The sequence below is a fragment of the Pseudomonas sp. ZS1P83 genome (assembly GCF_054897825.1).
Map to the genome: position 1 here is coordinate 4,880,473 of NZ_CM142706.1, position 19,366 is coordinate 4,899,838.

Consider the following 19,366-nt stretch of genomic DNA (forward strand, 5'->3'; position numbering starts at 1 on the left):
ATATGAAATCTTCGATCGGGCGCTGACCACCTTAGCCGACCTCGATCATTTTCGTGATGCCACGAACATGATCGGCACACCACGCCAATGCCTTCATATGAAATTAAAAATCAGAAATCCGTCTCGGCTGCTTGTGAAACATCGAGAGAAAAAAAGCCGCAAACATCGCGGCTTTCTCATTTTCAGCTTGCAGCTTTTTCCAGCCTCCAGCCCAGCACATCCAAGGCATCACAGCCGTCCTGGATCAACATGTGCGCAGCATTGGCGAAATGCTCAAGGTCGTGACCTTCGGCTTCTTTGACGCACAGGCAGGTGACGCTGTTGAGCAGATTACGCGCGGCTTTGAGTCGGTGGACGGCGGTTTCGAGGAGATCGGAAGCGCGGGCTTCGGTGTCGATGTACAGCGTCGGGCCGACGCTGAAGTTGCCTTGTAGCGGGTGGAATTTGGGCATGGCTTGAATCTCATCTGATAGGTGAAGCTCCCACCCTTTCGCGGCTAAACGAATTAGGTGGTAGCTGTGCGCGGGTTTAGCCGACCGGACAGATGACCCGGTACACCCGAAGGTGTCCCACGCACAGCCACCATAGACATGTAGTTGCCAGGCAGCGAAAAGCGCCGCGATTATACGGGCGCTTGTGCATCATCTGATACGACCGGCTAAAGTCGATCACCGATTCGTCGGCGACGGACAAACTATAGGCGAGCCTTAAGCGAAGAAAAACCCGGTTTATACGTCTCGGAGACTTCCTACACCTTTCTCGGACATGCCCTCATTCCTTGATTTTTACCGCGATCAGGCAGATGTAAATTTTTTCTTGCAGGCAAAAAAGGCTCATCGTGAAGTCCGGGAAAACACAGATAACGCAATACCTGTAGGAGCCGGCTTGCTGTCGATAGACTCAAGTGCCCCGCGTTTAACCAGTTCACGCGCGTTATCGTTAACGACCATCGCCAGCATGCCGGCTCCTACAAGGGAACGCGTACACCACCAAACAACGAGGTCGAGCGTTAGCTCGCTTCGCGGTGCTGTTGCGGTGCACGCCCCCTCGAGAGGCCGAGTGGAGGTTCTGCGCAGTGGGCAACCCGGCATGGATGCCGGGTTAGCCGCCCCCGGCCATGGATGGCCGATGGCGGCGGGCCCACGGAGCAGGACCGGAACGCGGGCATGCCGAGCCTTAGCGAGGCACCGAACGAAAGGGGCAAGAGCGCTTGGTTACTTGGCGCTTTTCCAAGTGACTCGCTGTAAAAGCGAAACCATAGGGGGCCGTTACCGCAGGAATGGATATGTACACACCAAAACTCACGCCGGCCATAAGGCCGCTATCGCAGCGATGCAGCGACCCGACAAGCCAGCTCCCACAGGGACCGTGCCCACGCTGAAAATAAAGTGGCTTCCAAACCAGTGAAGGCCGCAAAAAAAAGCCGACATCGCTGTCGGCTTTTTTGTGGGTCACTGCTTCGGTGGCTCACCCGGCTTCGGTGCCGGGCTATCGAACAGATTCAAGCGCTCGCGAAGCTCATGCGCCGGCAACGGTTCTTTATCCGCCGGCAACGCGTTCGGGTCGGCTGGTGTGGCGGGCACTTCGCCCGGGCCACCCTGCCCTTGCGACGGCTCTGGAGCCGGTTCCGCACCTTGCGAACCTTCGATGGCGCGCTGGGCTTTCTTGGTCAGCACCACGATGTCGATTCGGCGATTGACCGGATTGAACGGTTTCTCGCGGTCGAACAACGCCGACGAGGCATAACCCACGACGCGCGCCACCTGCGAATCCGGATAACTGCCGGCGATCAGCGCACGACGTGCAGCGTTGGCACGGTTGGCCGAGAGCTCCCAGTTACCAAAGTCACCGGTGCCCGTGTACGGCTTGGCATCGGTGTGGCCGCTGATGCTGATCTTGTTCGGCACCGCTTTGATGGTGTCGGCCATGGCCAGCAGGATGTCTTCGAAGTACGGCTTCAGACGGGCACTGCCGGAGTCGAACATCGGCCGGTTTTCGGCGTCCACGATCTGGATGCGCAAACCGTCCGGCGTAATCTCGAACAGGATCTGGTCTTTGAATTTTTTGAGTTGCGGGTTCTCTTCGACCTTGTTCTGCAGTTCTTGCAGCAGCAGCTCGAGACGTTCCTTCTCGACCTGTTCGGCCATGCCTTCAACCTGCTCGGCGTCGATGGTCACCTTGTCTGGCTGCGGCTGGGATTTCACCTCGGGGTTGAGGGTGTTTTCCGGCGCCAGGGTCGGCGTGCCGCCCAGGTCGATGATGTACGGCGTGCCGCTTTCGGAAAAGCCGACCGGGTCCTTGAAGTAACCGGCGATGGCGATCTTCTGTTCGGGTGTGGCGGTGGACAGCAGCCACAACACCAGGAAGAACGCCATCATCGCCGTCGCGAAGTCCGCGAAGGCGATTTTCCAGGCGCCCCCGTGATGCCCGCCGGCGATGCGCTTGACGCGCTTGATGATTATCGGCTGGTTATTTTCCATGGCTTAGCGACCGCGAACCGCTTGTTCCAGCTCAGCAAAGCTAGGACGGTGCGCCGGGTACAGAACCTTGCGGCCGAACTCTACCGCCAGCGACGGCGGCATGCCGGAAGCGGAAGCGACCAGCGAGGCCTTGATGGCTTCGTAGACGTTCAGTTCTTCCTTGGCATCGTGGGCCAGGGAATGGGCCAGCGGGCCGAAGAAACCGTACGCCGCGAGAATACCGAAGAAGGTACCGACGAGTGCAGCACCCACGTGCAGGCCGATGGATTTCTGGTCGCCTTCGCCCAGAGAGGCCATGGTCACCACGATACCGAGTACCGCCGCGACGATACCGAAACCGGGCATGGCGTCGGCAATGCCGTTCACTGCGTGGGATGGATGCTCGAGGTCTTCCTTGAGGCTGTAGAGCTCCATGTCGAACAGGCCTTCAAGCTCATGGGGAGCCATGTTGCCGGAGGACATGATGCGCAGGTAATCGCAGATGAACGCGGTCATGCGATCGTCTTTGAGCACGGTCGGGTACTTGGCAAAGATCGGGCTCGCGGAGGCATCTTCGATGTCGCCTTCGATGGCCATCATGCCTTCGCGGCGGCTCTTGTTGAGGATCTCGTAGATCAGACCCAGCACTTCCAGATAGAACGTGTGGCTGAAACGCGAACTGAACATGCCCAAGGATTTCTTGAGCACGTGCATGGTCATGTAACCGGGGTTGGCCTGCAGGAACGCGCCAAGGGCCGCACCACCAATAATCATCACCTCGAAGGGCTGAATCAGGGCCGCAATTTTGCCGTGGGAAAGCACGTATCCGCCGAGCACGCTCGCGAATACGACGATGATGCCGATTAATTTAGCCATAGGTAGGAGAGCACTTACTGAGTCGGGTTCAAGGTCATATTCGGAAGTTAAAAAATCTCTTCTTCTACTTATCGGCAAAACTGCGCCAGACTATAGCCAGTTCAGGCGAAAAGCCAATTTGGCCCGCTCCGGGCATAGGTAATGCAGACGATGATCGCGTCCAACCATGGCTAACGAAACGAACGTTCCAACTCCAAAACCGACCACTCTCGAAGGCTGGGTCAAGCTTCTCGATGGCGTGCGCCTGCCGGTTCCGCAAGCCAGTCATGACCGTGTCTGCAAGGCCATCGCCAACAGTCGCAGCTCCCTGCGCGATATCGCCGAACTGATACAGGACAGCCCCGCGCTGGCCTTGAGCGTGATTCGCGAAGCCAACCGCCACACCCATGGCAGCATGACGGAACCTGCGGAAAACCTTGAGGTGGCGATCAATCGCCTCGGTTTGAAGCGCACCGAAGAGCTGCTCGCCCGCCTGCCCGCCGAACCTCAGTCCAACATCCCGGTTGCCCTGCGTCAGTTACAACTGATCAGCCAGCACGCGACTCAACAGGCCAACGGTTTTTTCGCCAGTCGCCTGGCCCGGCTGTGGCAGGACATTCACTGGGGCAGCCTGCTGTTTCTCTCGCCGCTGTGGCCGATGGCGTTGACCCATCCGCAGCTGCTCGAAGAGTGGGAGCTGCGGGTCATCCATAAAGGTGAATCGGCGGGCAAAGTCGAGAAGCAATTGTTCGGCGCACGCCTGCTGGAAATCTGTCTGGCGCTCGTGGACATCTGGCGCCTGCCGATCTGGGTGCAGCAGGGTTATCGGCTGTTGCTCAACGAGCAGCGTGAGCTGGTGAAAGTGCTGCGCATCGCGCGTGACAGTGATCATCCACTGCGCCAGCAGAACCGCCTCGATGACGATCCGACCCTGCGCCGCTGGCTCAATCAACCAGCCAATACGGTGCTGCTGGCCAACGGACTGGCGCTGTCGGCACAACACGCCTGGGACAGCCCTCACAGTGATCGCTGGCAGTATCTGACCAGCCTTTACCTGCAAATGCCGATGGATGAAGTGCAGCAGCAGTTGCACCAACAGGCCGCCAACAGCGCCCGCCATCACGCTATGCCAGACCTTTGGCACCCGGCTGTGTCGCTGATCTGGCCATGGGGCGTAAACCGCATTCACGCCGGTTTGCTGCCGGCTCCGGCGCCGACCGCCGAAGACCTGGCGAAGTGGCGCAGGCAGTGCGCCGAGTTGCTGGTGGAGCCGAGTCGATTCACCAATGCCATGCACTTGACCACGTCTGCCCGGGACGCTTTGGTTGCGTGCGGCATGCGTCGAGTGATGATCCTGATGGCCGACCGCACTCACGTCAATCTGCGAGTGCATCAAACCGCCGGGCTGCCGAAAGAAGCGGCCGGCCTGAACCTGATTGTCAGCCAGAGCACCGTGCTGCAGCGCCTGCTCTCGCAACAGGCCCAAGTCCGACTGACACCGGACAACAATGCGCAATTTTCGGCGCTGTTGCCGGCCAGCCTGCGCTCACAGTTCGGTGGCGAACACCTGCTGCTACGCTCACTGGTCAATAACGGCCGGGTCATCATGATTGTGGCGGCGGATCAGGGTGGCGGGCCGTTCTCGGAAATCACCGTGCAAGCCTTCGGTAAAACCGCGCAGTGCATCGAAAAGGCACTACACAGCTTTAGCTCCCGTGGCCAATAAGGCTGCGCTACAATCCTCCCCTTTGTGCTCTGGAGACCTCACATGTCTGACTTCTCTGGCTTGGCGCTGGTCATCGAGCCGAGCGACTTGCTCCCGCGTCTCGACGCCCGCGAACTGATTCTGGTGGACCTGACCAGCAGCGCCCGCTATGCCGAAGGGCATATCCCCGGTGCGCGTTTCGTCGATCCGAAACGCACGCAACTCGGTCAGGCGCCTGCGCCGGGACTGGTGCCGCCGCAAGCGGCACTCGAAGCGTTGTTCGGCGAACTGGGCCACAACAAGGACGCAGTCTACGTGGTCTATGACGACGAAGGCGGCGGTTGGGCCGGGCGCTTTATCTGGCTTCTGGATGTCATCGGCCACAGCCACTACCACTATGTCGACGGTGGGCTGCCGGCCTGGCTGGCAGAAGGTTTGCCAATGTCGATCCAGATCCCGCCAGCGGTTGGCGGCCCGGTTGCGTTGACCCTGCACGACGAACCCACTGCCACCCGCGAATACCTGCAAAGCCGTCTCGGTGCCGCCGACCTGGCAATCTGGGACGCACGCGGGCCACTGGAGTACTCCGGCGAGAAAGTCCTGGCGGCCAAGGCCGGGCACATTCCCGGCGCGGTCAATTTCGAATGGACCGCGGGCATGGATCAGTCGCGCCACCTGCGCATCCGCACCGACATGCCGCAGATCCTGGAAAAACTCGGGATCAGTAAAGACAAAGAAGTGATTACCCACTGCCAGACTCACCATCGTTCTGGCTTCACCTATCTGGTGGCCAAGGCTCTCGGTTATCCGCGGGTCAAAGGCTACGCCGGTTCCTGGGGCGAATGGGGCAACCACCCCGATACGCCCGTAGAGATTTAAGGTTTTTAAGGACAGTTAATGAATAAGCGTTTGTTTATCCTCAGCCAATACCTGCTGCCCCATCACCTGCTGTCGCGACTGGCCGGGTGCATTGCCGAATGCCGCGTGCGCTGGTTCAAGAATGCCTTCACCGCCTGGTTCGCCAAGCGTTATCAGGTGGACATGTCGCAGGCGCTGGTCGAAGACCTGACCGCCTACGAGCACTTCAATGCGTTCTTCACTCGTGCCTTGAAGGACGGCGCCCGCCCGCTGGACGAGACGCCAGCCGCGATCCTCAGCCCGGCCGACGGCGCGGTCAGCCAACTCGGCCCGATCGAACACGGTCGCGTGTTCCAGGCCAAGGGCCACAGCTTCAGCGTGCTGGAATTGCTGGGCGGCGACGCTGCCAACGCAGCGCCGTTCATGGGCGGTGATTTCGCCACCATCTACCTGTCGCCGAAGGACTACCACCGCGTGCACATGCCGCTGGCCGGCACCCTGCGCGAGATGGTCTACATCCCGGGCCGGATCTTCTCGGTCAACCAGACCACCGCGGAAAACGTTCCGGAACTGTTCGCCCGCAACGAGCGTGTGGCATGCATTTTCGACACTGAACGCGGGCCGATGGCCGTGGTGCTGGTGGGCGCAATGATCGTGGCGTCGATCGAAACCGTTTGGGCCGGGCTGGTCACGCCGCCAAAACGCGAGCTGAAAACCTTCCGCTACGACGAAGCTGCCCGTGCGCCAATCCATTTGGAGAAAGGTGCAGAACTGGGCCGGTTCAAACTGGGTTCGACCGCAGTCGTGCTGTTCGGGCCTGATCAAGTGAAGTGGGCTGAAGAGCTGGCGGCCGGTTCGCCGGTGCAGATGGGCCAAGGCATGGGCCTGCCAAACGCTTGATTCCCTGTAGGAGCACGGCTTGCCGGCGAAGGCGTCCTTGAGATCGCCTTCGCCGGCAAGCCGTGCTCCTACAGGTGGCCAGCATGTCAAAAATACCGTTCGCTGCCTTAGGTGCTACAGTCGGATCATTCACTGCCCATTTACTGGTTGGAGTTTCCACGGCATGAATGAGACCAGCCCCCACCTGCTGCTACGCGCCCCCATCCCGATGCACGCGCGCCTGTCGTTCTGTGAAGCCACCCCGCGCGATCTCAAGCGCTGGATCGCCAATCTGCCCAAAGCCAACATCGGCGAAACCGCCCGCCAGCTGTATCAAGGCTTGAGCGAACTCAACCAGCTGCTCACGCCCAGCGACAATCGCCTGCAATTGCTCGAACTGCTGCGGCCCGAGGTGTATTACGTCTGCAAACACCTTGAGCAGCATTTCCTGCATCAGTCGATTGTCCTCGACGAGCGTTCCCGCAAGATCGCCAACCTCTGCCAGGCGCTGCAAAGTCACTTGGCCATTGGTTACAAACAGATTGTCGTGCGCATCACACCGAAGTTCAGCAAGGACCGTGCGCCGCTGCTGACCCAAGCGCTGCAACGAGCGATCCATTGCTTGAACGGGCCGCTGATTCGCTCGACTAAACTCTATTGCCCGGTGCCGGAAGGCCTGTGGCTGGAGCTGCATCAGCTCTACCGGGTCGCCTGCGCGCACCGGCTCCAGCATCTGAGCCTGCGCGATGAGCTGGCCAGCCAGACGCAAAATCTGAGTATCGAACAAACATACGTGGTTGCCTTGCTGCTGGGCGCCTCGCGCTGCAATCAACTGCGCCAGAACCAGATTGCCCGGGTGGCCGAGGTGCTGGAGCCTTGGAGCCAATGGATCAAGCTGCAACCCGGCAACCCGTCCACCGGTCTGTTTGCCGTCGCGCCCGACCTCGACACCGGGCCGCGTTACCGCACCAAGTTCCGGGCCGAGCAACAGGAGAGTTTGCTGGGGATCGATCCGCAGCCGCTGGTCGCGGCCATCGAAGGCTATTTGCAAAAAACCGACAGCTCATCGCCGCTACCCGTACCGTCGGAGCTGAGCCTCGACACGTTGCAACACCTCAGCGCTGCGTGGGGCCAGGCTGCCGAGCGCAGCTTCCAGCGTACCGTCGGCCAAGGTAATTTGACCTTGTGCGTGGGCATGAGCGCGCTGCACTTTTATCTGGGCGGGCAACGTTCATTCAGCGACATCTTGAAAAACCCTGGTGCCCGGATTGCACAATTTTCGGCGACGCCTGTCACAGGTAGGGAAAAGGACCAATGGCACCAAGCCTTCGACGCCGCCCCCCAAGGCACTGCGAACGCTCTACTGCCCTACGAAGAGATCGAATACCCGCAGTTGCTGAACGACGACAGCCACGAGGCATCCGACCGCAATCAGCACTTCCCGACCCACGTCCTGTCAGTGATCAATCACAGCCCCGGCGGCTATTGCCTGGCTTGGCCCGGCGCGGTGCCTGCCGAGTTACAGGCGGGTGAGATGGTCGGCATCGAGGACGCTGCCGGTCAGGGTTGGAGCATCGCGGTGGTGCGCTGGATCCGCCAGGTGCGTGGCGGTGGCACGCAGATGGGCATCGAGCAGGTTGCGCCCTTCGCCGAGCCCTGCGGCCTGCAACTGGTGCGCACCCGTGATGACCACAGCCAATACCTTCGCGGCCTGTTGCTGCCGCAAATCAGCGCCATCGACGCGCCCGCCACTTTGCTCGCGCCGCGCCTGCCCTTTCAGGAGGGCAACAAGATCATGATCAATACCAACGGCGAAGAACGCCGGGTCGGGCTGGATCGGCGGGTGTCGAGCACCAACAGCTTCAATCAGTTTGCCTACCGTCCCCTGGAGACAGCCAAAACCGACAACGCCGCGGTGAGCGGCGCTGAGGAGAGTTTTGATTCGTTGTGGAAAACACTTTGAGGGTGAATCTGTGAGACCGCGGTGCGCCCTTCGCGGGCAAGCCTCGCCCCTACAAGGACAATTCCGTACAAGGAGCGAGGCTTGCCCGCGAAGAGGCCCTTTCAGTCAATACAAGACTCAGAGCTGCCCGTCGCGATCCCGGAATCCCAGCAGATACAGCACGCCATCCAGCCCCAGGGTGGAAATTGCCTGCTTCGCCGACTGCTTCACCAGCGGCTTGGCGCGGAACGCCACGCCCAACCCGGCAATCGCCAGCATCGGCAAATCGTTGGCACCGTCGCCAACGGCGATGGTCTGCTCCAGACGCAAACCTTCCTTGTGCGCCAGTTCCTTCAGCAGATCGGCCTTGCGCTGCGCATCAACAATCGGCTCGACCGCCACGCCGGTGACCTTGCCGTCGACCACTTCCAGTTCGTTGGCGAACACATAGTCGATACCCAGCTTGGCCTGCAGTTGCTTGGCGAAGTAGGTGAAGCCGCCCGACAGAATCGCCGTCTTGTAGCCCAGGCGCTTGAGTTCGGCGAACAGGGTTTCGGCGCCTTCGGTCAGGCGTAGGGAGGCACCGATTGAATCCAGCACGCTGACGTCCAGCCCTTTGAGCAAGGCCAGACGCTCCTTGAAGCTGGCGCGGAAGTCCAATTCGCCGGCCATCGCCCGTTCAGTGATCGCAGACACCTGATCGCCCACGCCGGCAGCCTTGGCCAGTTCGTCGATGACTTCGGCTTCGATCAGCGTCGAGTCCATGTCGAACACCGCCAGACGACGGTTGCGGCGGAACAGCGAATCTTCCTGAAAAGCGATGTCGACGTTCAATTCCTGAGCGACGCTGAGGAATTCGGCCCGCAGCGCCTGCGGATCAGCCGCTTCACCACGAACGGAAAACTCGATGCAGCCCTTGCCCTGATCGGCCGGGGTGTCCAGCGGCATGCGCCCGGACAGTCGATCGATGTGGTCGATGTTCAGGCCATATTTGGCGGTGATCGAACTCACGGCCTGCAATTGGCCGGCAGTCACTTTGCGGGTCAACAGGGTCACGATGTGGCGTTTTTTGCCCTGATTGCCGACCCATTGCTGGTAATCCTCTTCGGACACCGGCGTGAAACGCACCTGCTGATCGAGCTTGTAAGCCGTGAACAGGATGTCCTTGAGCACCGACTTGCCTTGCTCGGTGTCAGGAATTTCAACCAGGATGCCGAACGACAAGGTGTCGTGGATCACCGCCTGACCAATGTCGAGAATGTTCACACCACCCTGGGCCAGAACGCCGGTAATAGCCGCAGTCAAACCCGGACGGTCGACTCCCGTGATGTTTATCAGGACGATTTCGCGCAAGGCGCACCCCCGCAAGTGGAAAAAAACCGCATTCTACCCACTTTCAGTGACCATCGGGCACCGTGAGCGCTTTGACGGTCTAGGGCCTGTCGCTATACTGCGCGTCAACTTCACGGACAAAAGAGCCGAGCTCAAGTGAACCGGCCCACGCCAGTAAAAACCGATAACTTCTTTCTGCTGATCTTCCGTGCACTGCGCCACCGCCGTGTACCGATTGCATTACGCATCGCCAGCCATAACGTGATCCTGGTCGCTCTGGCCCTGGTGATCTATGCCTGCGTGATGGGTTTGCAGTTCAAGCAGGCCATGCACGAGCAGGCAGATGCCCTGGGCGAGAGCCTGACCACGCAGACCGCCACGTCCGCCACGGAGCTGTTGGTGTCCAACGACATCCTCAGCCTTAACGTGCTGCTCAACAACTTGACCAAAAACAAGCTGGTGGCCCACGCCGCCATCTACAGCGTGGATAACCGCATCCTCGCCGAAGCCGGCCAGCGCCCCAAGCACAGCCTGCTGGGCGAAGCCGAAGGCATGTACCAGAGCAAGATCACGTTCCAGGACGTGACCGCCGGGCAACTGCGCATCAGCCTGGATATGGATCAGTTCCAGCAGCCGATGACCATCAGCCTGCAAAGCATGGGCATTTTGAGCGCGATTCTTCTGGCGCTGTCCCTGGCACTGAGCCTGCGTCTGGGCCGGCACATCTCCACACCGCTGCTGCAATTGCGGGTGTGGCTGCGCAATATCGACGAATACACCCCGGCCACCGATCGTCAGGATGAGATCGGTGACCTGGCTCGCCAGCTGCACGCCAACTTCGCACCTGAGCCGGTCGAGCCGGAACCGGAGCCGGAACCCGAGTTCGATGACAGCGATTACGACAACGACGATGCCGATCCGGCCTTCGAAGTGCGTAACCTGCGCGATCCAAGCTTTGACGAAACCCGACCGGTGGCAGGCCTCAAGCCCGCCCCCCGGCAAATTGTCAGTACTGTCGAAGACGATGAGGACGACGAAGATCCGTTTGCCGACCTGCGTGACGACTCGGCAAACAGCGCGCCGAAGCCGGCAGCGAAACCACAGATCTCGAACGTTGCGCAGCACAGCGCGGTGCTGGCCGTGCAACTGGGTGCTCAGGATCAGCTGCGTCGCCTGCCTCGCACACGCCTGGAAGAATTGCTCAAACGCTATCGTGACTGCCTCGATCAGGCCGCCTCGCTCTACCAGAGCGAACTGCACACCCTGAACGATGGCAGCACGCTGATGCTGTTCCACACCGAAGACAGCGGCGACGACTACCTGACCAACGCCATCTGCTGTGGTGAATTATTGCGAGCGCTGGGCCATCAGCTGCAGATCGAGGTCGCCGACAGTGGCATCACCCTGCAATTGCAGCTGGGCCTGACCCTGGGTGACGAGTTGTTCGGCCTGAGCCAGATTGATCTGCTGTTGACCGAAACCGCTCAGGATGCGCTGGCTCTGTCGCAACACAGCCGCAACCTGCTGCTGGTGGAGCGCAAGATCGGTGACGACGCGCTGATCCGCCAGCGCGCACGGATCCGCCCGATCGCAAGCCCGGAAGGCGCATGCTGTGTAGAGCGGCTGATGGAGCCTTATCCGTCGATGCTCGAGCGGCAACTGGCGAGGATGCATGAGCGCCGCGCGTAAGTCTTAGCCCTGATGTGAAGAAGCCCGCAGATGAGTGATCGTCTGCGGGCTTTTTGTTGCCCGTTCCGACCCCTTCGCTGGCAAGCCATGCTCCTACAGGTGCTGTGTCGTTCACGCGATGTGCGTACGACACGGAACTTGTAGGAGCATGGGTTGCCAGCGAAGAGGCCATCGGGAGCACTGAAGATCTCAACCTGCAGAAACAACAAAGCCCGCACTAGGCGGGCTTTGCTTTGGATCAATCCAGGCTTAGAACCTGAACACTTCCATATCGGTCCGGATCGGCGAAGCCATCGGGATCTTCGGTTGCTTTTCCTGCTCTGCCGCTGGTGCCGCAGGCTTTGCAGGCGGTTTACGTGGTGATTGGGCGATCGGAGGCTGATTGGCCAGTGGCTTGAGCGCCGTCGACAGTTGCTCGGCCAGACGCTGCAGCAATACACCCTGAGCCTGAACCTGAGCCGCCGTTCCACCGGCATGCTGTTCCTGCAGATGAATGATGCGGTTATCGCGAACCTGGCCCCGACGGTCGATCAGACGCCATTGCGCATCAAGGATCGCCGGTTGTGCCTCACCCGAGTCCAGACGAGTAATCGTCAGAAGAACCTGTACATCCGGCGTGAAGCCAAGTGTCGCAGGCGCCAGCACCACGCGCTGGCTGTCCAGATGCCCCGCTACCTGACGCAGCAACAGCTGATCGATATCGGACGACAGGCTACCCGCCCAGCGACCATCAGTCGAAGCATGCAGGCTGCCATCCGGCTGTCGCTGCAACAACGTTTCGCGTTGCAGGTAATCAGCCACCGTTACCGGACCCAGCAATACAGCCATGCCCGCGCTTTGCGCAGGCTGAGCTGGACTTCCACTGTCCAGTTGATACAGCGACACCGGTTGGTGAACGCTGCAACCCGCCAGGCCAAGAACGCCAGCGAGCATCAAAATAAAAGGAAGGCGCAGAGCAGTCATCGTCCCCATCCAGGTGGTTGCCACAAGGCTAACCACAGTGAAAATACTCAATAAATATGAAGAACGCTCGGCCACGCCGGCGCTTGAAAGGCCATATCATCCGTGAATATGCGTTCCGACTCCAGCGCCAAAGTGTCGATCTACGCGTTAAATCGTAGATCGAGCGCTCTAGGTCGCTTAATTGAGGTTTTCGACGAGCAGCGCATCTACCCTCTGAAAGCCACGTGGCAGTTTGTTACCACGACGCCCACGCTCACCTTTGTAGTGCTCGAGGTCGTCTGCTTTCAGTGACAAGGTACGTTTTCCGGCCTGCAGCACCAACGTGGCGCCATCCGGCAGTACCGCGATGTCCGTGACATATTCTTCGCGACTGGCTACACGCTCACCGGAGATCCCGATGATCTTGTTGCCTTTGCCCTTACCTAATTGTGGCAGATCGCTGATCTTGAAGATCAGCAGGCGACCTTCGGTGGTCACAGAGGCCAGCCAGTTCTGCTCACGATCGGCCACCGGACGCGGCAGAATCACCTTGGCGTTGTTCGGCAGGCTCAACAACGCCTTGCCCGCCTTGTTCTTGGCTTGCAGGTCTTCACCCTTGACCACGAACCCGTAACCGGCGTCGGACGCGATCACATACAGCGAATCGTCTTCCGGCATCAGTACGCATTCGAAGCTCGCCCCTGGTGGCGGCGTCAGACGACCGGTCAGCGGTTCGCCCTGGCCACGGGCCGATGGCAGCGTGTGTGCGGCCACGGAATAGCTGCGACCAGTGGAGTCTATAAACACGGCGAACTGGTTGGAGCGACCGGGCGCCAAGGCCTTGAAACCGTCCCCGGCTTTGTAGGAAAGGCCAGTGGCGTCGATTTCGTGCCCTTTGGCAGAACGAACCCAGCCTTTTTCCGACAGGACGACGGTCACTTTCTCGTTCGGCAGCAGGTCGTGCTCGGTCAGGGCCTTGGATTCGGTGCGCTCGACGATTGGCGAGCGACGGTCATCGCCGTAGGTTTCAGCGTCCTTGATCAGTTCGGTGCGTACCAGTTTTTTCAGCTTGGCTTCGCTACCCAGCAGGGCTTGCAGCTTGGCCTGTTCCTTAAGCAGTTCATCCTGCTCGGCACGCAGCTTCATTTCTTCGAGGCGCGCCAACTGACGCAAACGGGTGTCGAGGATGTAATCGGCCTGGATTTCGCTCAGGGCGAAACGCGCGATCAGCGCCGCTTTCGGATGCTCCTCGGTGCGGATGATGTGAATCACTTCATCCAGGTTGAGGTAGGCGATCAACAAGCCGTCCAACAGGTGCAGGCGACGCTCGACCTTGTCGAGGCGGAATTGCAGGCGTCGACGCACGGTGTTGACGCGGAACTCCAGCCACTCCACCAGCAACGCACGCAGGTTTTTCAGCTGCGGCTTGCCGTCCAGACCGATGATGTTGATGTTGACCCGGTAGCTCGACTCCAGCTCGGTGCTGGCGAACAGGTGCTGCATCAGCGCATCGTGGTCAAAGTTTTTGCGCGCGCCCGGAATAATCACGATCCGGCACGGGTTTTCGTGGTCGGATTCGTCTCGCAGGTCAGCGATCTGTGGGGCCTTGGACGGCTTGGCCTGCATCATGGCCGCGATCTGTTCCAGCACCTTGGCACCCGAGACCTGATGCGGCAGCGCGGTAACGATGATGTCGCCGTCTTCAATGTGGTACACGGCGCGCATGCGCACCGAACCCTTGCCGGTTTCGTACATTTTCAGCAGATCGGCGCGCGGCGTGATGATTTCCGCTTCGGTCGGGTAATCCGGGCCCTGAATGTGTTCGCAGAGCTGTTCGACCGTGGCTTTGGGCTCATCGAGCAAACGCACGCACGCTGTCGCGACTTCGCGCAGGTTGTGCGGCGGTACGTCGGTGGCCATGCCCACGGCGATGCCAGTGGTGCCGTTGAGCAGGATGTTCGGCAATCGCGCTGGCAACACCAGCGGCTCGTCGAGGGTGCCGTCGAAGTTCGGGCCCCAGTCCGCGGTGCCCTGGCCCAGTTCGCTGAGCAGCACTTCGGAATAACGCGACAGCCGCGCCTCGGTGTAACGCATGGCGGCGAAGGACTTGGGATCATCCGGCGCACCCCAGTTACCCTGGCCATCGACCAGTGTGTAGCGGTAACTGAACGGCTGGGCCATCAGGACCATGGCTTCGTAGCAGGCCGAATCGCCGTGCGGGTGGAACTTACCGAGCACGTCACCGACGGTACGCGCCGACTTCTTGTGCTTGGAATCGGCGTCCAGCCCCAACTCGCTCATCGCATAGATAATGCGCCGCTGTACCGGTTTCAGGCCGTCGCCGATATGCGGCAAGGCACGGTCCATGATTACGTACATGGAGTAGTTGAGGTAGGCATTTTCGGTGAAGTCAGCCAGTGACCGGCGTTCTACACCGTCCAGGCTGAGATCAAGGGAGTCGCTCATGCGGGCCTCATCGGTTCGTTGTCTGGCGCAGCAGCATGGTGCCACCGCGCTGGGTAAATTCAAGTTTGTTCAGCGCGCTCATACCGAGCAGCACTTGTTTGCCATCCAGGCCTGGCACGACGAGGGCGCGCACATCACGCAGCACAATGTCGCCCAGTTGCAGCCGGTCGACGCGGGTTCGATAACCCTCGGCACGACCATTGGCCGTGCTCAGGGTCACCCCAAAGCCTTTTTCCAGTTTCAGCCGTTCGGCCATTTCTGCCGGGATCGACACGTCGGTCGCCCCGGTATCGAGCATGAAATCCACCGGTTGGCCGTTGATCTGGCCGCTGGCGACGAAGTGCCCCTGATTGTTGCTTGCCAGTTTCACTTCGATAAAACCTTCACCCTGCTCCGTGCTGACCACGACATTAGGGTTCTGCTGACGCACTTCCCACTGGCCGAAAAACCGTGTGGCCAGAAACAGCGCCGCGCACCAGGCCAGTACCATCAACACTCGACCGGCGCGTTTGCCCGGTGGCTGCGGACTCATGGCTTGGCACTCCAGCCACCTTCAGGTGCGGCAAAACGCCAGACGATCGGGCGTTTCTCGCCATCGGCGCGGGCATCGTTGTTGTTGTCGGTGCCGATCCACGCTCCCTCTGCGTCGATAACCAACGCTTCGGTCAGGCCGTAGGGATCTGAATAACGGCGATGCGCCTGCAAGGCTTCATCGGCAAACGACCAGCAGCGCTCGACCTTGGCCGTCACCGAATCACGGCGACAGATCTGGTAAGCGTTGCGTTCAAGGGTGAACAGCTTGCCGTCGAACAGCGATAGATCGGCAAAGTCCCGAGATACCGCTTTGGCTCGGGGAAACTGCGCCGGCTGCATTTCTTTCCCCGTTTCGCTCACCAACACGCACCCCCCATCGCAATCCCAGACCGTCTGTTTGCGCTTGATCAGCAGCAATCCACGACTTTGACGCTCGGCGGCGAGCCACAACTGATCACCCGCCGGATTGATCGCCAGTCCCTCGAACAGCGCATTGAAGTGCAACAGCATGCCACTGGCCCGTGCCTCGCGGACCAGCATCGGCGAGATCTTCAGCCAGGACGTCGGCCCAACGGGCGGCACTTGTAGAACCGCCGCATGGGATTCGCTGACGATGTAGCGATTACCCGCGCTGTCGCAGGCGATGCCTTCAAAATCCAGATCCCCGCCCCGGACAAACGACGCCACCCAGGTCCGAGAACGCAGCCCCAAGGGCAAGCCGCTGTCTGGCACCGCAGGTACGCCGATGCCCACGGTTTCAGCCTGCCAGACGGTATCGCGGGTATCGAGGCGGTAAATCTGATCATCATCGCGATCGGACACCGTCCACATTTCCTTGCCACACTGGGCCAGCCCCGACAGGTTGCCGCCGCGCATACCGTCAACGGGATGCTCGGACAACAAGCGCAGTTCCGGCACCGGTTCGGCAAACGCCGTCACCGAGGTCAGCAGTAACGCAAACGCCAGGGCAAAGCCAACCCGCATCAGCCAAGAACCTCGGCCAGGTTGCCTTTGGATTCCAGCCAGGATTTGCGATCACCTGCACGTTTCTTCGCCAGCAGCATGTCCATCATTTCTGCTGTAGCGTCGTAATCTTCAAGCGTCAGCTGCACCAGACGCCGAGTGTTCGGGTCCATGGTGGTTTCGCGCAGCTGCGGCGGGTTCATTTCACCCAGACCTTTGAATCGTGTGACCTGAGGCTTGCCACGTTTCTTCTCGGCCACCAGACGATCGAGGATGCCATCGCGTTCGGCTTCGTCCAGGGCGTAGTAAATCTCTTTACCCAAGTCGATGCGGTACAGCGGTGGCATGGCGACGTAGACGTGACCGGCATCCACCAACGGGCGGAAATGCTGGACGAACAACGCGCACAGCAAGGTGGCGATGTGCAGACCGTCGGAGTCGGCGTCGGCGAGGATGCAGATTTTGCCGTACCGTAGCTGAGCGATGTCCGCCGAGCCCGGATCGACACCGATGGCCACGGCGATGTTGTGCACTTCTTGGCTGGCCAACACTTCACTGCCGTCGACTTCCCAAGTGTTCAGAATCTTGCCACGCAAAGGCAAGATCGCCTGGAACTCTTTATCCCGCGCCTGCTTGGCCGAACCGCCGGCGGAATCACCTTCGACCAGGAACAGTTCAGAGCGCATGGGGTCTTGCCCGGCGCAGTCCGCGAGTTTGCCCGGCAGTGCCGGCCCTGCAGTAATGCGTTTGCGCTCGACCTTTTTGCTGGCCTTGAGGCGACGGCCAGCGTTGTTGATCGCCAGTTCCGCGAGCTGCATGCCCAGCTCAGGGTGAGCGTTGAGCCACAGGCTGAATGCATCCTTGACTACCCCGGAAACGAACGCGGCTGCTTCACGGGACGACAGACGCTCTTTGGTCTGGCCGGAGAATTGCGGCTCTTGCATTTTCATCGACAGAACGAACGCGATGCGTTCCCAGACGTCTTCCGGCGCCAGCTTCACGCCGCGTGGCAGCAGGCTGCGGAATTCGCAGAACTCGCGCATCGCGTCGAGCAAGCCCTGTCGCAGGCCGTTGACGTGGGTACCGCCCTGAGCCGTCGGGATCAGGTTGACGTAGCTTTCCTGAACGCTATCGCCACCTTCCGGCAACCACAACAGCGCCCAATCGACCGCTTCTTTATTACCGGCCAGGCTGCCGCAGAACGGCTCGTCCGGCAGACGTTCGAAGCCATTGACCGCGTCTACCAGGTAGGAACGCAGGCCGTCTTCGTAATGCCATTCGACTTTTTCGCCGGTGGCTTTGTCTTCAAAACTGACCAGCAGCCCCGGGCACAGAACGGCCTTGGCCTTGAGCACGTGCTTGAGGCGGCTGATGGAGAATTTCGGCGAATCGAAGTACTTCGGGTCCGGTGCGAAGAACACGCTGGTACCGGTGTTGCGCTTGCCGACGGTGCCAATGATTTCCAGCTCGGTTTTCTTGTAGCCATTGGCGAAGGTCATCTGGTATTCGTTGCCGTCACGCTTGACGCGCACCCGGACTTCGTTCGACAAGGCGTTGACCACGGAAATACCCACCCCGTGCAGACCGCCGGAGAACTGGTAATTCTTGTTGGAAAACTTGCCGCCCGCGTGGAGCTTGGTGAGGATCAGCTCGACGCCCGAAACGCCTTCTTCGGCGTGGATATCCACCGGCATGCCGCGGCCGTCATCACTGACTTCCAGGGAGTGATCGGCGTGCAGGATGACCTGCACCGAGGTCGCATGCCCGGCCAAGGCTTCATCGACGCTGTTGTCGATGACTTCCTGGGCGAGGTGGTTCGGCCGACTGGTGTCGGTGTACATGCCGGGGCGTTTACGCACCGGGTCGAGGCCCGAGAGGACTTCGATGGCGTCTGCGTTATAAGAGCTAGCGCTGGGAGTGGCCATGGGGTCTCGTCGTCCGTCTTCTATAAAAAGTGTTCTGTGAAAAAGAGGCGATGAATCACAGTGCAGTGAAATCAATCGCCTGATACAAATCTGCGCCGATGCCGGCGAAACTCAGCATTGCCGGAAGTAGCTCGGCAAAACCCTGGAAACTATGGTCACCGCCGGCCTGGATGCGCAAGGCACAGGCCCGGTAATACTGCTGGGCGAGGCGGTAATCCAGCGTTTCGTCGCCGGTCTGCAGCCACACCTGATACCGCTGCGGGTCCTGGGGAGCCGGCACTTCCAGCTCGGCCAGGGCCGTCACGTGGTCGTGGGTCAGTTCCCAGGCCTCATCGGTATACAGGTTTTTCTGCGTCCCCAGATACCCGTCGAACATCCGGTGCGGACTGACGGCAGGGTTGATCAACAGGGCCTTGAGGCCATGGCGCTCGGCCAAGTGAGTCGCATAGTAGCCGCCGAGTGAGCTGCCGACCAGCAGTGGCCGCCCCAGCTCCTCAATCGCCTTGTTTAGCTGACCGATGGCCTCGCGCGGATGGTGATGCAAGGCCGGAACGCGCAACTGATCGCTCAAGCCCAGCCGTTCCATCACATTCATCAACTGACAGGCCTTTTTGGAGGCAGGCGCGCTGTTGAAACCGTGGATATATAGGATCGAACCGGACATTTGAGCTCCCTGTGCGTTGGGTAAAGAGGCGCAGTTTACAGGGTGTCGGGGGAATCGGGGATATCCGTGGAACTCGCATCGCCAGTGCGGACGCCTTCGCGAGCAGGCTCCACATTCGACCTGTGCCGTTCACAAATCCCCTGTGGGAGCGAG

15 protein-coding genes are annotated in these 19,366 nt (G+C 60.3%); 5 read left to right on the plus strand and 10 right to left on the minus strand.

Annotation, left to right across the window (positions count from 1 at the left end; genetic code table 11):
* Nucleotides 1-182 precede the first annotated feature (182 nt).
* The 3 genes from ACYZT0_RS23005 to motA form a co-directional block, all read right to left on the minus strand.
* Nucleotides 183-452, minus strand: a complete 270-nt coding sequence (locus ACYZT0_RS23005; RefSeq protein ID WP_462043130.1) for a hypothetical protein — start codon at nucleotides 450-452, stop codon at nucleotides 183-185.
* Between the two features lie 999 nt (nucleotides 453-1,451).
* Complete coding sequence (gene motB / locus ACYZT0_RS23010) at nucleotides 1,452-2,480, minus strand: flagellar motor protein MotB (RefSeq protein WP_462043131.1); 1,029 nt, start codon at nucleotides 2,478-2,480, stop codon at nucleotides 1,452-1,454.
* A 3-nt stretch (nucleotides 2,481-2,483) separates the two neighbouring features.
* Nucleotides 2,484-3,335, minus strand: a complete 852-nt coding sequence (gene motA / locus ACYZT0_RS23015; RefSeq protein ID WP_462043132.1) for a flagellar motor stator protein MotA — start codon at nucleotides 3,333-3,335, stop codon at nucleotides 2,484-2,486.
* A gap of 166 nt (nucleotides 3,336-3,501) precedes the next feature.
* Between motA and ACYZT0_RS23020 the strand changes: the two genes are divergently transcribed.
* The 4 genes from ACYZT0_RS23020 to ACYZT0_RS23035 all read left to right on the plus strand — a co-directional run bounded on the left by ACYZT0_RS23020 (nucleotide 3,502) and on the right by ACYZT0_RS23035 (nucleotide 8,719).
* Nucleotides 3,502-5,040 carry an HDOD domain-containing protein gene (locus ACYZT0_RS23020; RefSeq protein ID WP_462043133.1) on the plus strand — a complete coding sequence of 513 codons (1,539 nt, stop codon included), beginning with the start codon at nucleotides 3,502-3,504 and terminating at the stop codon, nucleotides 5,038-5,040.
* A 42-nt stretch (nucleotides 5,041-5,082) separates the two neighbouring features.
* A complete protein-coding gene (locus tag ACYZT0_RS23025) occupies nucleotides 5,083-5,898 on the plus strand; it encodes a rhodanese-like domain-containing protein (RefSeq protein ID WP_462043134.1) in 816 nt (271 codons plus the stop codon).
* Nucleotides 5,899-5,916: 18 nt separating this feature from the next.
* On the plus strand, nucleotides 5,917-6,777 hold the full coding sequence (asd, locus tag ACYZT0_RS23030) for an archaetidylserine decarboxylase (protein WP_462043135.1): 861 nt from the start codon (nucleotides 5,917-5,919) through the stop codon (nucleotides 6,775-6,777).
* A gap of 163 nt (nucleotides 6,778-6,940) precedes the next feature.
* On the plus strand, nucleotides 6,941-8,719 hold the full coding sequence (locus tag ACYZT0_RS23035; protein WP_462043136.1) for a molecular chaperone: 1,779 nt from the start codon (nucleotides 6,941-6,943) through the stop codon (nucleotides 8,717-8,719).
* Between the two features lie 117 nt (nucleotides 8,720-8,836).
* On the opposite strand, the gene serB is transcribed toward ACYZT0_RS23035, so the two are convergent.
* On the minus strand, nucleotides 8,837-10,051 hold the full coding sequence (gene serB, locus ACYZT0_RS23040; protein ID WP_008153333.1) for a phosphoserine phosphatase SerB: 1,215 nt from the start codon (nucleotides 10,049-10,051) through the stop codon (nucleotides 8,837-8,839).
* Nucleotides 10,052-10,186: 135 nt separating this feature from the next.
* On the opposite strand from serB, the gene ACYZT0_RS23045 reads away from it, so the two are divergent.
* The gene (locus ACYZT0_RS23045) at nucleotides 10,187-11,719 is read left to right on the plus strand and encodes an AhpA/YtjB family protein (protein WP_462043137.1); all 1,533 of its coding nucleotides are present in this window, start codon (nucleotides 10,187-10,189) and stop codon (nucleotides 11,717-11,719) included.
* A gap of 249 nt (nucleotides 11,720-11,968) precedes the next feature.
* Here the strand turns inward: ACYZT0_RS23045 and ACYZT0_RS23050 are convergent, their stop codons facing one another.
* From ACYZT0_RS23050 to ACYZT0_RS23075, 6 genes are all read right to left on the minus strand, one after another.
* The gene (locus ACYZT0_RS23050; RefSeq protein ID WP_462043138.1) at nucleotides 11,969-12,682 is read right to left on the minus strand and encodes a PqiC family protein; all 714 of its coding nucleotides are present in this window, start codon (nucleotides 12,680-12,682) and stop codon (nucleotides 11,969-11,971) included.
* Between the two features lie 177 nt (nucleotides 12,683-12,859).
* The gene (gene parC / locus ACYZT0_RS23055) at nucleotides 12,860-15,127 is read right to left on the minus strand and encodes a DNA topoisomerase IV subunit A (RefSeq protein WP_449646190.1); all 2,268 of its coding nucleotides are present in this window, start codon (nucleotides 15,125-15,127) and stop codon (nucleotides 12,860-12,862) included.
* A 7-nt stretch (nucleotides 15,128-15,134) separates the two neighbouring features.
* Nucleotides 15,135-15,659: a retropepsin-like aspartic protease family protein gene (locus tag ACYZT0_RS23060; protein ID WP_462043139.1), complete on the minus strand. Its 525-nt coding sequence runs from the start codon at nucleotides 15,657-15,659 to the stop codon at nucleotides 15,135-15,137.
* A complete protein-coding gene (locus tag ACYZT0_RS23065) occupies nucleotides 15,656-16,645 on the minus strand; it encodes an esterase-like activity of phytase family protein (protein WP_462043140.1) in 990 nt (329 codons plus the stop codon). Before ACYZT0_RS23065 ends, ACYZT0_RS23060 begins: the two co-directional genes overlap by 4 nt.
* Entirely contained in the window at nucleotides 16,645-18,549 is a 1,905-nt protein-coding gene (gene parE / locus ACYZT0_RS23070) for a DNA topoisomerase IV subunit B (protein WP_462043141.1), read from the minus strand. Before parE ends, ACYZT0_RS23065 begins: the two co-directional genes overlap by 1 nt.
* Before the next feature lie 55 nt (nucleotides 18,550-18,604).
* Nucleotides 18,605-19,213, minus strand: a complete 609-nt coding sequence (locus ACYZT0_RS23075) for a YqiA/YcfP family alpha/beta fold hydrolase (protein ID WP_462043142.1) — start codon at nucleotides 19,211-19,213, stop codon at nucleotides 18,605-18,607.
* Nucleotides 19,214-19,366 lie beyond the last annotated feature (153 nt).

Coding starts and splice junctions, on each gene's coding strand:
- ACYZT0_RS23005 (WP_462043130.1), bottom strand. CDS start 452: ATGCCCAAATTCCACCCGCTACAAGGCAACTTCAGCGTCGGCCCGACG.
- motB (WP_462043131.1), bottom strand. CDS start 2,480: ATGGAAAATAACCAGCCGATAATCATCAAGCGCGTCAAGCGCATCGCC.
- motA (WP_462043132.1), bottom strand. CDS start 3,335: ATGGCTAAATTAATCGGCATCATCGTCGTATTCGCGAGCGTGCTCGGC.
- ACYZT0_RS23020 (WP_462043133.1), top strand. CDS start 3,502: ATGGCTAACGAAACGAACGTTCCAACTCCAAAACCGACCACTCTCGAA.
- ACYZT0_RS23025 (WP_462043134.1), top strand. CDS start 5,083: ATGTCTGACTTCTCTGGCTTGGCGCTGGTCATCGAGCCGAGCGACTTG.
- asd (WP_462043135.1), top strand. CDS start 5,917: ATGAATAAGCGTTTGTTTATCCTCAGCCAATACCTGCTGCCCCATCAC.
- ACYZT0_RS23035 (WP_462043136.1), top strand. CDS start 6,941: ATGAATGAGACCAGCCCCCACCTGCTGCTACGCGCCCCCATCCCGATG.
- ACYZT0_RS23050 (WP_462043138.1), bottom strand. CDS start 12,682: ATGACTGCTCTGCGCCTTCCTTTTATTTTGATGCTCGCTGGCGTTCTT.
- parC (WP_449646190.1), bottom strand. CDS start 15,127: ATGAGCGACTCCCTTGATCTCAGCCTGGACGGTGTAGAACGCCGGTCA.
- ACYZT0_RS23060 (WP_462043139.1), bottom strand. CDS start 15,659: ATGAGTCCGCAGCCACCGGGCAAACGCGCCGGTCGAGTGTTGATGGTA.
- ACYZT0_RS23065 (WP_462043140.1), bottom strand. CDS start 16,645: ATGCGGGTTGGCTTTGCCCTGGCGTTTGCGTTACTGCTGACCTCGGTG.
- parE (WP_462043141.1), bottom strand. CDS start 18,549: ATGGCCACTCCCAGCGCTAGCTCTTATAACGCAGACGCCATCGAAGTC.
- ACYZT0_RS23075 (WP_462043142.1), bottom strand. CDS start 19,213: ATGTCCGGTTCGATCCTATATATCCACGGTTTCAACAGCGCGCCTGCC.